The organism is Roseivirga sp. AWQ4_251, from assembly GCF_056158225.1.
The window spans coordinates 143,116-158,164 of the sequence record NZ_JBSWSW010000001.1; the positions used below are offsets into that span (position 1 = coordinate 143,116).

Sequence of the window (15,049 nt, forward strand, 5' to 3'; positions counted from 1 at the left end):
AATGTCAGAGTATCATGTGCCAGTAATGCTTAAGGAATGTGTTGAAGGCCTTTCGATTATGCCCAACGGAATTTATGTGGATGTCACTTTTGGTGGTGGCGGGCACTCAACTGAAATCCTAAAGCATTTGAATGCAGAAGGTAAGCTATTTGGGTTCGATCAGGATAGCGATGCCAAGCGAAATGCAGAGGGGATTCAAAATCGTTCTTTTACGTTTGTTCAAGCCAATTTCAGGCATTTAAAGCGCTATCTAAAGCTTTGCGGCATTAAGCAAGTGGATGGTATTTTGGCTGATTTAGGTATTTCTTCACATCAGATTGATGAGCCTTCTCGAGGGTTTTCTACGCGTTCCGAAGCTGATTTGGATATGCGTATGGATACAAAATCACCTTTGAAGGCGAGCGATGTGGTGAATGAGTATACCGAAGATCAGTTGCATAAGGTGCTTGGGATTTATGGCGAAGTAAAGAATGCGAAAACATTAGCTTCTGCTATTGTGTCTGAGCGTTTTGCTCAGCCATTTAGAACAACCGGTGATTTAATCAAGCTGCTGGAAAAGCATGCTCCGCGAAATAGAGAGTTCAAATATTTCGCTCAGGTATTTCAGGCTATTCGCATTGAAGTGAATGATGAAATGGGGGCGTTAGAAGATTTTCTAAGTCAGGCGGCAGAGGTAATAAAACCGGGAGGTAAGCTAGTGGTGGAGTCTTATCATTCTTTAGAAGATAGAATGGTGAAGAATTTCATCAATAAAGGCAAGGTGTTCGGGGAAGTTGAAAAAGATTTCTTCGGCAATCAACTTAAGCCTTTTAGTGCAGTGAACAGAAAGCCAATAGAGGCTTCTGCTGAAGAGCTGAAATTGAACAATCGCGCGCGCAGTGCAAAGCTGCGGATAGCGCAAAGATTATAAGGGGTATTGGTGGGTTAGTTCCCGCAAGAATGAACTATAGACATGGCAGTTAATAGGTTCAAGGCAAAAAAAGAAAGCAAGGCCAGCTCTGGAGGTGGCCTATTTGGCTATATGGCCAAATTGAAAATTGCTAAAGATTTGGAGGCGGGCTTCCCTGTGAAGTATCTGCCTAAAGTTGCTTTTGTGGTGATTCTCGGAATCATCTATGTGGGCAACAGTCATTATGCCGAAAAAGCGAACCGAAAAATTACCAAACTAGAAGATGAAGTTGAAGACTTGAGGGCTGATGTAACTACGCTTGAAGCAGATTACATGTTCAGTAGTAAGCAGTCTGAAGTAGCCAAAAAGGTTAAAACATTAGGATTAGAAGAAAGCAAGCAACCACCATATAAAATAGTTGTTGACGAAAGTGAATATTAAGAAGTCGATATTGCTGAGAGTGAGACTGGCCTTTGTGGCTGTGGTCGCCTTTGTCTTGGTGGTCGTTTGGCGCATAGGCGATATTCAGTTCGTTGAAGGTGATCAGTGGAGGCTGGAGGCTGAACAAAACAGTTTAGACTATAAAACAATTGAAGCTACCAGAGGCAGTATTTATGCCGATCATAACGATCTTCTGGCTACTTCATTACCATTTTATAAAGTGGCTTTCGATCCCTCGTTGGCCGATGATGAAACCTTTAAGTCAGGTATAGACTCCCTTTCAACCCTGTTGTCGAATTTCTTCAGAGATCTTTCTTCTAGCGAATACAAAAAGAGGATCTCTGAGGCTCGACAGTCAAGAAGAAGGTATTTGCTGTTGAGCAATCGAACCATCAATTATCAGCAAAAAGAAGAAATGGAAACTTGGCCTATTTTCAGAAAAGGTCAAATGATTGGCGGGGTGATTTTCGATAAGCAGAGACGTTCGTCACCGCCCATTCAGAAGTTTGGCTCAGCGGACCATCGGTTGGATGAGAGACGGAACAGGAGTGGGTTTGGAAAGAAGTTATGATGAATATTTAGCAGGTAAAAACGGGCGAGGGCTCTATCAGAAAGTGGCTGGTGGAAACTGGAAGCCTGTTGACGCTTCTTCAGATGTCAAACCACACGATGGTTACGATGTGTATACCACTATAGATATCAATCTCCAAGATGTGGCGCAGAATGCACTGCTAAGATCGGTTCAGCAATTTGAGGCAAACTACGGAAGCGTAGTGCTCATGGAAGTGAAAACTGGCGAGATTAAGGCGATGTCGAATCTTACCAGAACGGAGTTTGGAGATTATGTGGAGGATTACAATTATGCGGTTCAAGGTACCAACGATCCCGGTTCTACTTTTAAGCTGGCTTCGATGTTGGCATTGTTTGAAGAAACGGACATTGAACTAACTGATAGTGTAGACACAAATGACGGTACAATCAAGTTTTACGATCGTGTTATGGAAGATCAGAGCGCTTGGAAAGGCGGCTATGGGAAACTGACCGTTCAAGAGGTTTTTGAAAAGTCTTCCAATGTTGGGGTTTCAAAATTGGTAGATGAATACTTTGGAAAAAATCCTCAGAAATACATCGATGTAATTAAATCTACAGGCCTTGGGAAACCACTGGATTTCCAGATGATGGGAGAGGCGGTTCCTTACATCAAAAATACAGACGATGAAAGTTGGAGTAAGGTGAGTTTGCCTTGGATGTCTGTAGGGTATGAAACGAGTTTAACGCCTTTGCAAACTCTAACTTTTTACAATGCCATTGCCAACAATGGTAAAATGGTTCAGCCAATTATTGTGAAGAGTATCAAGGATGGTAATCAGGTGGTTGAAGAGTTTGAAGGTAGAGTTTTGAACAGAAAAATCGCATCAGATAAAACCATTGAGAGTTTGAAAGCCATGATGGAAGGTGTGGTAGAAAGAGGAACCGCGAAAAATATTAAGAATAGCTATTATAAAATAGCTGGGAAGACAGGCACAGCTCAAAAGCTGATTAATAAAAGATATTATAAGCAACGTTATTACGCTTCGTTTGCGGGATATTTCCCAGCAGATAAACCACTTTATTCTTGTATCGTGGTTATTGACGACCCTAAAGGTTGGAACCGTTTTGGGGGAGATGTGTCCGCTCCAGTTTTCAAGGAAATCGCGGATATGATTTACTCTTTGAACCTCGATTTGCACGATCAATTCAATTCGGAGCGCTTAGCGAAAGATGGAACTTTCCCAGTGGTAAGAGCAGGTAAGTACGATGAGCTTAGCGAAATTCTGAACTCAATGGGAGTCTCAAATCACCTGGAAGATGAAAATGTAGATTGGGTAAGGGCTGATGTAGTAAGCAATTCTATTGCTTGGAAATCAAATCATAAGGAGAATAATCTAGTGCCTGATGTTAGGGGCATGACTTTAAGGGATGCTTTGTTCATTCTTGAAAATCAAGGATTAAAAGTGTCGGTTTCTGGAACTGGTCGTGTTTTAAAACAATCAATAGGCTCGGGCACACGAATTTCTAAGGGTTCACCTATAACCATAGAATTGGGGTAATGGCAATATTAAAGGACATATTATATAAGGTGTCGCTACAGTCTGTATCGGGTGATACTGATATCGAGGTAGTGCAGCTTGCTTTTGATTCCCGCAAGGTGAGTCAAGGTTCGGCCTTTATTGCGGTTAAGGGAACGCAGTCCGATGGTCATGATTATATAGATCAAGCTATTGGGGCTGGTGCTATTGCGGTGATCTGCGAACAGCTTCCTGAATCTTTGAAAGAAGGAATTACCTATGTTCAGGTGAAAGATAGTAGTCAGGCTTTGGGCATTATGGCTGCCAACTTCTTTGGAAACCCAAGCGAGAAAATGAGTTTGGTTGGAGTAACGGGAACCAATGGTAAGACCACTTGCGTAACCTTACTCTTTCAGCTTTTTAGATATTTAGGATATAATGTTGGCTTACTTTCAACAGTGGTCAATCAAATAAATGACGAAGTGGTTGTGGCAACACACACTACGCCTGATGCAATTCAGATTAACGAGCTTATGGCCAAAATGGTGGCCAAAGGCTGTACTCATTGTTTTATGGAAGTGAGCTCACATGCCATTGTGCAACACAGAGTTGCCGGGCTGAGCTTTAATGGAGCCATCTTTACGAACCTTTCACACGAACACCTGGACTATCATAAAACATTTGATGAGTACATCAAAGCGAAGAAAATGCTGTTTGATGGGCTTCCATCGACAGCTTTCGCGCTTGTGAATGCTGATGATAAAAGGGGGGCAGTGATGCTTCAAAATACCAAAGCTTCTAAGCATAAATATGCATTGAAGTCTATGGCTGAATTCAAGGCTCGCATTCTTTCCAATACGCTTCAAGGTTTGGAGTTGGATATGGATGGGCAGAATGTTTGGTTTAAGCTTATTGGTGATTTCAATGCTTATAACCTTATGGCGGTGTATGGTGCTGCGGTTCTTTTGGGAGAAGAACAGGAAATGGTTTTAGAGGCACTTTCTGATGTTAATCCTGCTCCCGGCCGTTTCGAGCAAGTAATTACCCGAACAGGAATAACCGCCATTGTGGATTATGCCCATACGCCAGATGCTTTGCAAAACGTATTGGCCACTATCAAAGAATTTAGAACAGGCAATGAAAAGGTCATTACCGTAGTGGGTTGTGGAGGAAATCGCGATACAACCAAGCGTCCTGAAATGGCAAAAATCGCTTGCGAACTGAGCGATAAAGTAGTGCTCACTTCAGATAACCCTCGTTTTGAAGAGCCCAACGCTATCATTGAAGATATGCAAAAGGGAGTGAGTCCAACGAATTACAAGAAAACGCTGGTTATGCCCGATAGAAAGGAAGCTATAAAAGCAGCTTCAGCAATGGCAGAACCTAAAGATATCATCCTTGTGGCGGGAAAGGGCCACGAAACCTATCAGGAAATAAAAGGAGAGCGATTTCCTTTTGACGATCGAGAGGTGCTTAAAACCATGTTGAACATAATTCATAGTGAACCCAACAAATAGTTATGCTATACTATCTGTTTGAATATTTAGATAAAGAATTTGATCTGGTAGGAGCAAGTGTATTCCAGTACATTTCCTTCAGGGCAGGTATGGCTACGTTTATTTCGTTGTTGATCACTATTACTTTCGGCCAGAACCTAATTGCCTTGTTGCGCAAAAAACAGGTTGGAGAAAGTATTCGGGACTTGGGTCTTCAAGGTCAAATGCAAAAGAAGGGTACGCCAACTATGGGCGGGCTGATCATTATTGCAGGCATTGTAGTGCCTACCTTGCTTTTTGCGCGTCTGGAAAATGTATATGTAATTCTTTTGCTCATTACCACTTTGGGTTTGGGCTCTATCGGTTTCTTGGATGACTACATCAAGGTTTTCAAGAAGAATAAAGAAGGGCTAGCTGGTAAGTTTAAAGTTGTTGGGCAGGTTGGTATTGGTCTATTAGTAGGTTGTGTTTTGTTTTTTAACGATGAGGTTGTCGTTCGCGAATTCACTCCCGCAGCAAAAACCGAAGTGGTTGCTGAAACGCCAGCCGTCAACTATGTAGACTCTAAGTCGACCATTACAACTATTCCTTTTGTAAAGAATAATGAACTGGATTACGATGCGCTGAACCCAACGGATAACCAGTGGGTGACGGCAGGAATCTATATTCTGGTAGTGATTTTCTTCGTTACGGCTATTTCCAACGGAGCTAATATAACCGATGGAATTGATGGCTTGGCCGCAGGAACTTCAGCCATAATTGGCTTAACGCTGGCCATTTTTGCCTATATCTCTGGTAATGCTATTTTCTCCGATTACCTGAACGTCATGTTCATTCCAAATTCAGGAGAACTTGTAATTTTCTGTGCCGCCTTTGTGGGAGCTTGTGTTGGTTTCTTGTGGTACAACTCTTACCCTGCTCAGGTTTTTATGGGCGATACAGGTAGCCTTTCTCTCGGGGGAATTATTGCGGTTTTGGCGCTTGTGCTTAGAAAAGAATTGTTGATTCCTGTGTTGTGCGGAATCTTTGTGATCGAAAATCTCTCTGTGATTTTACAGGTGAGCTATTTCAAATACACAAAAAAGAAATATGGTGAAGGAAGACGCATTTTCAAAATGTCGCCTTTGCATCACCACTACCAAAAAATGGAAATCCCAGAAGCTAAAATCGTAACAAGGTTCTGGATTGTGGGCATTCTGTTGGCCATTATGACATTGGCAACTTTAAAATTGAGATAATACTTGAGTTGAAAATTAACCATACTAGGCGCTGGAGAAAGCGGAACAGGAGCGGCCTTGCTTGGAAAAGCAAAGGGCTACGATGTGTTCGTTTCAGATGCAGGAGCTATTAAGCCTCAGTATGTGCAAGAATTGACTGACAACGGTATCGAATTCGAGAGTGGTAAGCATTCCGAAGAAAGAATTTTAGAAAGCGATTTGATCATCAAGAGTCCGGGTATTCCCGATTCAGCTCCATTGATTCAAAAATTGAGAAACAGCGGAAAGCTGATCATCGGTGAAATTGAATTCGCTTCAAAATATACAGCCGCTAAGTTGATTGGTATTACCGGAACGAACGGTAAAACCACAACTACTTTGCTCACCTATCATCTTTTGAAAGAAGGTGGATTGAATGTGGGCTTGGCAGGAAATGTTGGCAAAAGTCTGGCGCGACAAGTTGTTGAAGACGATCACGATTGGTATGTGATTGAATTGAGCAGTTTTCAATTAGACGATTGCTACGATTTAAAACTAGACATAGCGGTGCTGTTGAATATCACACCAGATCACCTGGATAGATACGATCACAGCTTCGAAAAATATATCGCATCTAAGATGCGCATATTTCACCTCGTACACCTGGGAGGTCATGCAGTCTATTGGCAGGATGACCACCACATTGGGAAGAACCTCTCCATCGCACGCGGTGTAAAGGCTCATCCTTTTACACTCGGGAGAGACGCTTCTGAGAAAACAAATGATAGGTTGTTTTTTAGTCCTTTAAATATTGAGATATCTGCCCCCAGAGCAGGTATCTCAATTAAAGGGCAACACAACATGTTGAATGCTATGGCTGCAGGTTATGCCGCTAGTTTGGCAGGGGTGAGCGAAGAAGCGATTATCAATGGCTTTGGAAGCTTTAAAAATGCTCCCCACCGTTTGGAGCCAGTTAGGCAAATAGATGGTGTTCAATACATCAACGATTCAAAGGCCACCAATGTAGATTCAGTTTTCTATGCTTTGGATGCCTTCTCGTCTCCTATTGTTTGGATTGCAGGTGGAATTGATAAAGGAAATGATTACAGCCTGATAAGGGCTTTGGTACAGAAAAAGGTGAAAGCCTTGATCTGCTTAGGAAAGGATAACTCTAAACTATTTACTGCTTTCGAAACGGTGGTTCCTGAAGTTAAGGCAACTGATGATTTGCTAAAAGCGGTGAAAATGGCAAAAGAACTAGCCAATTCTGGAGATACAATTTTGCTTTCTCCGGCATGTTCCAGCTTCGACCTCTTCAAAAATTATGAAGATAGAGGCGACAAGTTTAGAGAAGCCGTGATGAGCTTATGATGTACAGAAAATTTTAGAAGAAGTAAAAATGCTTGATAAACTGAAAACATGGACCGATAAACACGTACAAGGTGACCCCGTCATCTGGGTTGTGGTGCTATGCCTTTCGGTCATCAGTATTCTTGTGGTTTACAGCGCCACGGGTTCTTTGGCTTATAAGCAAATGGGGGGAAACACCGAGTATTACCTTGTTCGACATACCGTAATGGTGTGTTTGGCCTTGTTAGTAATGTGGATTGCTCACAAAATTGATTACAGATATTATTCTAAAATCACTCGATTTGCCTTGTTGATTTCCGTGCCTTTGTTGCTTTACACATGGTTGTTCGGAGATAACATCAATGATGCTTCCAGATGGATTTCATTGCCATTTATCGGTTTGCAATTTCAACCCTCCGATTTGGCAAAAATGGCTTTGATTGCTGCCTTAGCAGGAATGTTGGCCAAAAGACAACAGAATATCACGAGTATAAAAGAGTTGTTGATTCCTATGTTGGCGTGGTGCGGAGTCATCTGTGGCCTTATCGCCATGACCAATATTTCTACGGCCATTTTGCTTTTTCTCACTTGTATGTTGCTCTTATTTATTGGAAGGGTACCAGCAAAATATTTGGCAATGCTTTTAGTGGTAGGTGCTTTTGTTGGCGTGCTCGCATTGAAAGTTGGACAAAGAGGAGGTACTGCCATCAGCCGTGTAACTGATTTTATAAACCAAGATGAAGTGCCTTATCAGGCACAACAATCGTATATCGCGATTGCCACAGGAGGTGTGGTTGGAAAGGGCCCCGGCAAAAGCGATCAAAGAAATTTCCTTCCTCACCCATATTCTGACTTTGTATATGCCATTATCATCGAAGAGTATGGAATGATTGGAGGTGTAGCAGTGCTCGTCCTTTATTTGGTTCTGCTCTATAGAGGTATGCGCATTGTAGCGAATAGCGATCGCGCTTTTGGCGGATTGCTTTCGGCAGGGCTCAGTTTTGCCATTGTAATTCAGGCTTTGGTGAATATTGGTGTTACCGTGGGGCTTGGTCCTGTAACGGGTCAAACTTTGCCATTGATAAGTATGGGAGGAACCTCCCTTTTATTCACAGGGTTGTCACTGGGCATCGTACTCAGTGTGAGCCGTGGAGAGCAAGAAGAATTTGTGCCGCTTTCAGGCGGAATTAGAAATACTGTTAAAGCAGCTTAGTCATAGAAAGAAAAGAACCATATCGCATTATCATTAGCGGAGGCGGAACAGGAGGGCATATCTATCCTGCAATCGCCATTGCCAATGCTTTCCGTGATCGATTCGAGGATGCTGAAATCCTTTTTGTCGGAGCAGAAGGAAAGATGGAAATGCAGAAGGTGCCAGAGGCTGGCTATAAAATCATTGGTCTTTGGATCAGCGGTTTGCAGCGTAAACTCACGCTCGATAATCTTTCTTTTCCGCTGAAAGTAATTAGCAGTTTGAACAAAAGCGCAGGCATTATCAAAAGGTTTAAGCCCGATGCCGTGATTGGCGTTGGCGGTTACGCCAGTGGGCCTCTTTTAAGAGTGGCTTCGCGAAAAGGAATTCCTGCGGTGGTTCAAGAACAGAATTCTTACGCTGGCTTAACCAATAAAATGTTGGCCAGTAAGGTGAAGAAAGTTTGCGTGGCATATCCAGGAATGGACAAGTTTTTTCCTTCAGAGAAGGTGGTTTTTACAGGTAATCCTGTGAGAAAAGATATCGTGAATCTGGAAGGAAAAAGGGAATTGGCATTGCAGCATTTTGGACTTTCAAATGCTCCGGTAATTATAATTCTTGGCGGTAGCCTTGGAGCCAGAACTCTGAATGATAGCATGGTGCTAGGGCTTCAGAAACTCATTGACTCTGGAGTTCAGGTTTTATGGCAATGCGGTAAGTTTTATCACGAAGAGATGAAAGCCAAGTTGGCTACAGTGGAACACGCTGAAAATATTAGGCTTTTTGAATTTCTACGCGAAATGGATTTGGCCTATGCTGCAGCGGACGTGGTAATTTCCAGAGCGGGGGCACTATCCGTTTCAGAACTTAGCATTGCTGCCAAACCAACCATTTTCGTGCCTTCGCCAAATGTGGCTGAAGATCATCAAACTAAAAATGCCATGGCTTTGGTAGAAAACAATGCCGCCATTTTGGTGAGAGATGGTGAAGCCAGAGAGAAAATGATAGATCAGGCTTTGGCCTTGATAGAAGATAAAGAACGGCAGAAAGAGCTGAGCCGAAACATTAAAATGTTGGCCAAACCGAATGCTGCCGATGATATAGTGAATGAAATTTTAAAACTGATTGCGTGAAGCTGGACAAAATACATAACGTATACTTTCTAGGAATAGGAGGGATTGGCATGAGCGCTTTGGCCCGATGGTTCAAGCACAATGGGAAAGTTGTGTCTGGTTACGACAAAACTGAAACTGAATTAACCAGCCGATTGCAGTCAGAAGGAATTGAGGTTCACTTTGAAGACAATCCAGAGTTAATTGCAGAGCAGGTTAAGGATTCAAAAGAGGATTCTCTCATCATTTATACACCAGCCATTCCAAAAGATCACAAGGAGTATAACTGGTTGAAGGCTGAAGGTTTTTCTGTTAAGAAGAGATCTGAGGTATTGGGAATCATTACGGAAAACATGATTTCTGTAGCGGTAGCTGGTACCCATGGCAAAACCACAACCAGTTCCATGATTGTGCACCTAATGAAAGCTGCTGGTATTGACTGTACTGGCTTTTTAGGAGGTATTGCCACAAACTATAATACCAACATGGTGATGAACGAAGAAACAAATTCAATTGCGGTAATTGAGGCCGATGAATTTGATCGTTCGTTCTTAACCTTGAGGCCCGATGTGGCTGTGGTCACCGCCATAGATGCAGATCATTTGGACATTTATGGAGATAAAAACGCTTTGAAAGATTCTTTTGCGGAGTTCGTGAAGCGAATTGAGAAAAGAGGAAAATTCTTCTCTAAACAGGGTGTTGGCAGCCAAATTGTGGATGATGAAACAAGAGTTGACCATAAAAGCTACGCGTTAAATTCAGCTGACATCACCGCTGAAAACTTGAGAATTGAAGAAGCCGCTTTCGTTTTCGATTATAAAAATCGGCAGAAGGAAATTAAAGGGCTTCGATTGAATGTGCCTGGTTTCCATAATGTAGAAAATGCTTTGGCGGCTATTTCGGTAACCAAATTCTTTGGAGCCGATGACGAGTTTATTCGTGAGGGAATTGCTTCTTACAAAGGTGTGAAGCGTAGGTTTGAGTACATCATCAAAACTGAAGACTTGGTTTTGATCGATGACTATGCTCATCATCCTGTGGAAATTGAATCGCTTCTGAAATCTGTTAGGGCACTTTATCCGAATCAAAAAATCACGGCCATTTTCCAGCCGCATTTGTTTAGCCGCACCCGCGACTTTGCCGATGGATTTTCCGAAAGTTTGAGTTTGGCCGATGAGGTGATTCTGTTGGATATCTATCCTGCCAGAGAATTGCCTATTGAAGGAGTGACTTCGGAAATGCTTCTTGAAGGTATTTCTGCCAATAAAAAAACGGTTTGCAGCAAAGAGGCTTTAGCCAATTTGGTGAAGGAATGGAAGCCAGAGGTGGTGCTTACCATTGGCGCTGGCGATATAGATAAACTTGTTCAACCCTTAAAAGCTGAATTGTTATGAAAATAAAACAGACAATTTGGAAAGTAGCAGCAAGCATTGGAGTCTGTCTCCTTTTGCTCACAATGATCAGCTTTGTTGGTAAAAAAGAGGTGGTTGGCTATAAGCTGAGTGACATTGAAGTAAATATTGAAAACACGTTCGAGAACTTTTTCATCGATGAAGAAGATGTGATGTCTCTGATTATGACCAGTGAGGGAGATTCCATTTTAGGCGATGATATGGGGCGTGTGAATCTGAAAGAAATCGAAAGCAGAATTGAGAAACACAGCTTTGTTAAAGATGCTCAGGTGTTTCGGGATTTAAGAGGGCATTTGGTGGTGAAGGCGATACAAAATAAACCGATTGCCAGAATTGTGGCGGCTAATGGAGCAAACGCTTATTTAGGTCAAGACGGTGATATTCTTCCGGTTTCTCCAAAATACACTGCTCGGGTGGTCATTCTTTCAGGTAAATACATGAATGAAATGACAAAGCGCGAAAGCATAAAAGATATTGAATACGATCAGCAGATTTTCGACTTAGTGAACTACATCAACGAGGATAAATTTTGGAGCAAGCAAATTGCCCAAATTGATGTGGATAGAAGTGGGGAAATCACGATGATTCCTCAAGTAGGAGGTCAGATGTTAGAGTTTGGATATGCTAGTGATTTTAAGTCGAAGTTTATGAGGCTTGATATTTTCTTTAAGCAGATTTTACCAAACAAAGGCTGGAATACTTACGACAGGGTAAGTGTCGTATTCAAAAACCAAATTATATGTGAATAATCACGGTTTAGAGAAAGCTGTTTTAAAACACTTTGATCAAAACTGAAAATATAACAAACGCCATGCAAGAAGATAAAATAGTTGTCGGACTAGACATTGGAACCACAAAGATCTGTGTGATTGTGGGCACCAAAAATGAGTATGGAAAGCTCGAAGTTTTGGGAATGGGCAAAGCCGTTTCCGATGGAGTGATCCGCGGTATTGTTACCAACATTGATAAAACTGTAATAGCTATTGAAAAGGCTATTGCCGAAGCCAGCGAACAATCGGGCATCGAAATCAATGTGGTAAATGTAGGTATTGCTGGTCAGCATATTAAAAGTTCGGTACACCATGGTAGTATTACGCGTGATTCTGTAGAAGACGAAATCACCGTGGGCGATTTGAACCGTTTGGCCAATGATATTCATAAAATCGTAATGCCTCCGGGCTGCGAAATTATTCACGTAATGCCACAGGATTACATTGTGGATTACGAAGATGGAATTAAAGATCCTGTGGGAATGTCGGGTGTGAAGCTCGAAGCAGATTTCCATGTGATTACAGCTCAAACCAATGCCATTCGCAACATCAACAAGTGTGTGCGCAGAGCTGGTTTGGAAATAGAAAATTTGATATTGGAGCCGTTGGCTTCAAGCATGTCGGTATTGAGTGATGAGGAAAAAGAGGCTGGCGTTTGCCTCGTAGACATTGGGGGTGGAACTACAGATATTGCGATTTTCCATGACAACATCATCCGACACACAGCAGTAATTCCTTTCGGAGGTAACATCATTACCACCGATATCAAGGAAGGTTGCAAGGTAATGCAGAACCAAGCAGAGCTGCTTAAAACTAAATTCGGTAAGGCGATTGCTGAAGAGGCCAACCCAAATGAGATTGTTTCCATTCCAGGATTGAGAAACAGGCCTCCTAAAGAAATTTCTATCCGAAATCTAGCCAACATCATTGAAGCTAGAATGGAAGAAATTATCGAATTGGTGCATGCCGAAATCATTACTTCTGGCTACAGCAATAAACTGGCTGGCGGTATTGTGATTACCGGTGGTGGTTCTCAATTGGCCTATGTGAAGCAACTCTTCGAATACATGACGGGCATGGATGCTCGCGTGGGTTATCCGAATGAGCACCTTGGTAAAAGTAAAGTTGAAGCTATTAAGAGCCCAATGTACGCCACTACGGTTGGTTTGGTGCTTTCTGGTTTCAGAGCTATCGATGAAAGAGAAAACCGCTACATGGAAAATCAGGTAGCAACGGGCAAAAAAACCATGAAGAGCGTGAAGAAAAGTTCAGACTTCTTCAAAGGTTTGATTGATAAGACCAAAGGCTTATTGATGGACGATTTCCAAGATAGAGGAGAATATTAATTAACAATTATGAAAGGAAGGTGGAGCTTCGGTTACCATCTTCAAACGAGAAAAAGATAAAAGGCGAACACCTATTAAATAATAGACACATGGCAGATTCTTATATGTTCGAACTTCCTAAGCATCACAAATCAATCATTAAAGTGATTGGTGTTGGTGGTGGTGGAAGCAACGCAGTAAACCACATGTACAATCAAGGGATTAAAGATGTGGAATTCATTGTTTGTAATACCGATGCACAAGCGCTTAAAAGCAGCCCGGTTCCTAACAGACTTCAAATAGGCATTGGCCTAACGGAAGGTCTTGGAGCAGGAGCCAGCCCAGAAGTGGGTAAGAATGCTGCGCTAGAAAGCAAAGAAGATATTCGCGAAATGCTGAATGATGACACCAAAATGGTTTTCATTACAGCAGGAATGGGCGGTGGTACCGGAACTGGTGCTGCTCCTGTAATCGCAAAAGTAGCCCGCGATATGGACCTCCTTACCGTGGGTATTGTAACAGCTCCTTTTGGTTTTGAGGGTAGAAAGAAAATGCTCGCTGCCAACCAAGGAATTGAAGAACTAAAGCAGAATTGTGACACCGTTTTGGTGATTCTTAACGATAAGTTGAGAGAAATTCACGGCAATCTGCCAATCAGTAAGGCCTTTGCAGAAGCAGATAATATTTTAACTACTGCTGCCAAGGGAATTGCCGAAATCATTACTGTACCTGGTTATGTGAATGTCGATTTTATGGATGTTCAGACAGTAATGAAAGGAGCTGGAGCAGCCGTAATGGGATCTGCATCTGCAGAGGGCGAAGGTCGTGCATTGAGAGCAGCCGAAATGGCTATTTCTTCTCCGCTGTTGAACAGCAAAGATATTCTTGGTGCTAAGAAAATCCTTCTTTCTATCATTTCGGGTGAAGAAGCAGAGCTTCAAATGGACGAGCTTACCGAAATCACTGAGTACATTCAGGATAAGGCTGGTGATGATGCAGAGGTGATCTTCGGTCATGGTATTGACAAGGAGCATGCACACAGCATTAGCGTAACTGTTATTGCTACTGGATTCGATACGCCAGAAGTGGAAGCTAGACCAGCTTCTAACAAGAAAACGGTAATCGATCTAGAAAGCAACCAGCCAATTGAACACAGAGAAGAAAGAATCTTCACGGCTCCAAAGCCTGCCCAAGCTTCTTTGTTCAGCGCGGGTTTTGAAAAGCCAGAGCCAAGACAAGAACCAAAGGCTATGGAGAAAAATGAGGATCAGGATGAAGAACCAACTTCAGGTTATTCATTCTTGTCGCGTTTGGCTGCTAAATACGAAATTGAAGAAGTTGGCCCTGAGCCGATCGATCCAAGGGAGGAAATTCGCAATTCAAGAGTAGAAAGAGATTTCGAAGAAGAGCGTTATAGAGAATTTCTTGAAATGAAGCGTAATAAACTGCAAGAGCAGGCAAGAATGCGTGAAGAGAGATTGAGAGGAGCTAACAGCGATCATTTCAGAAATGATGACATTAAGGAGAAGTTGGAAGTGCCTGCTTACCAAAGAAGACAGGTACGTTTGAACGAAGCTCCTCCTTCATCAGAAAGTAATGTTTCTCGCTATAATCTTACCGATGACGATGAGATTATGGGAAATAACAAGTTTCTACATGACAATGTAGATTGATTCAATTGAGCATTTGGGTTCTAGATGAGTGGCATTTTAATGGCATAATGGAAGAACCTGCTCCACCAACTCCGAATATTTAAATTCAAATACTAACCTGGGAAGGGGCTACCCTTCCCAACCCCTAAGACGACCTGCTGCCATG

At 42.3% G+C, this 15,049-nt stretch carries 13 protein-coding genes; all 13 read left to right on the top strand.

What is annotated here, in order from left to right; genetic code table 11:
* Nucleotide 1: 1 nt before the first annotated feature.
* Entirely contained in the window at nt 2–910 is a 909-nt protein-coding gene (gene rsmH, locus ACXACJ_RS00685; RefSeq protein ID WP_475132338.1) for a 16S rRNA (cytosine(1402)-N(4))-methyltransferase RsmH, read from the top strand.
* Between the two features lie 42 nt (nt 911–952).
* A complete protein-coding gene (locus ACXACJ_RS00690; protein ID WP_475132339.1) occupies nt 953–1,330 on the top strand; it encodes an FtsL-like putative cell division protein in 378 nt (125 codons plus the stop codon).
* 19 nt (nt 1,331–1,349) lie between these two features.
* A complete protein-coding gene (locus tag ACXACJ_RS00695) occupies nt 1,350–1,901 on the top strand; it encodes a hypothetical protein (protein WP_475135059.1) in 552 nt (183 codons plus the stop codon).
* The gene (locus ACXACJ_RS00700) at nt 1,837–3,420 is read left to right on the top strand and encodes a penicillin-binding protein (RefSeq protein ID WP_475132340.1); all 1,584 of its coding nucleotides are present in this window, start codon (nt 1,837–1,839) and stop codon (nt 3,418–3,420) included. Before ACXACJ_RS00695 ends, ACXACJ_RS00700 begins: the two co-directional genes overlap by 65 nt.
* Nucleotides 3,420–4,895: a UDP-N-acetylmuramoyl-L-alanyl-D-glutamate--2,6-diaminopimelate ligase gene (locus tag ACXACJ_RS00705; protein ID WP_475132341.1), complete on the top strand. Its 1,476-nt coding sequence runs from the start codon at nt 3,420–3,422 to the stop codon at nt 4,893–4,895. Before ACXACJ_RS00700 ends, ACXACJ_RS00705 begins: the two co-directional genes overlap by 1 nt.
* Before the next feature lie 2 nt (nt 4,896–4,897).
* A complete protein-coding gene (gene mraY / locus ACXACJ_RS00710; protein WP_475132342.1) occupies nt 4,898–6,112 on the top strand; it encodes a phospho-N-acetylmuramoyl-pentapeptide-transferase in 1,215 nt (404 codons plus the stop codon).
* A gap of 57 nt (nt 6,113–6,169) precedes the next feature.
* Nucleotides 6,170–7,441, top strand: a complete 1,272-nt coding sequence (gene murD, locus ACXACJ_RS00715) for a UDP-N-acetylmuramoyl-L-alanine--D-glutamate ligase (RefSeq protein WP_475132343.1) — start codon at nt 6,170–6,172, stop codon at nt 7,439–7,441.
* A gap of 28 nt (nt 7,442–7,469) precedes the next feature.
* Complete coding sequence (locus tag ACXACJ_RS00720) at nt 7,470–8,633, top strand: FtsW/RodA/SpoVE family cell cycle protein (protein ID WP_475132344.1); 1,164 nt, start codon at nt 7,470–7,472, stop codon at nt 8,631–8,633.
* Nucleotides 8,634–8,635: 2 nt separating this feature from the next.
* Complete coding sequence (gene murG, locus ACXACJ_RS00725) at nt 8,636–9,745, top strand: undecaprenyldiphospho-muramoylpentapeptide beta-N-acetylglucosaminyltransferase (RefSeq protein ID WP_475135060.1); 1,110 nt, start codon at nt 8,636–8,638, stop codon at nt 9,743–9,745.
* A complete protein-coding gene (gene murC / locus ACXACJ_RS00730) occupies nt 9,742–11,118 on the top strand; it encodes a UDP-N-acetylmuramate--L-alanine ligase (protein WP_475132345.1) in 1,377 nt (458 codons plus the stop codon). The genes murG and murC overlap by 4 nt, the downstream gene beginning before the upstream one ends.
* Entirely contained in the window at nt 11,115–11,885 is a 771-nt protein-coding gene (locus tag ACXACJ_RS00735) for a cell division protein FtsQ/DivIB (RefSeq protein ID WP_475132346.1), read from the top strand. The genes murC and ACXACJ_RS00735 overlap by 4 nt, the downstream gene beginning before the upstream one ends.
* A 62-nt stretch (nt 11,886–11,947) precedes the next feature.
* Nucleotides 11,948–13,252, top strand: coding sequence for a cell division protein FtsA (gene ftsA / locus ACXACJ_RS00740; protein WP_475132347.1), 1,305 nt, complete (start codon nt 11,948–11,950; stop codon nt 13,250–13,252).
* Between the two features lie 89 nt (nt 13,253–13,341).
* Nucleotides 13,342–14,904: a cell division protein FtsZ gene (gene ftsZ, locus ACXACJ_RS00745; RefSeq protein ID WP_475132348.1), complete on the top strand. Its 1,563-nt coding sequence runs from the start codon at nt 13,342–13,344 to the stop codon at nt 14,902–14,904.
* The last annotated feature ends 145 nt before the right edge of the window (nt 14,905–15,049 follow it).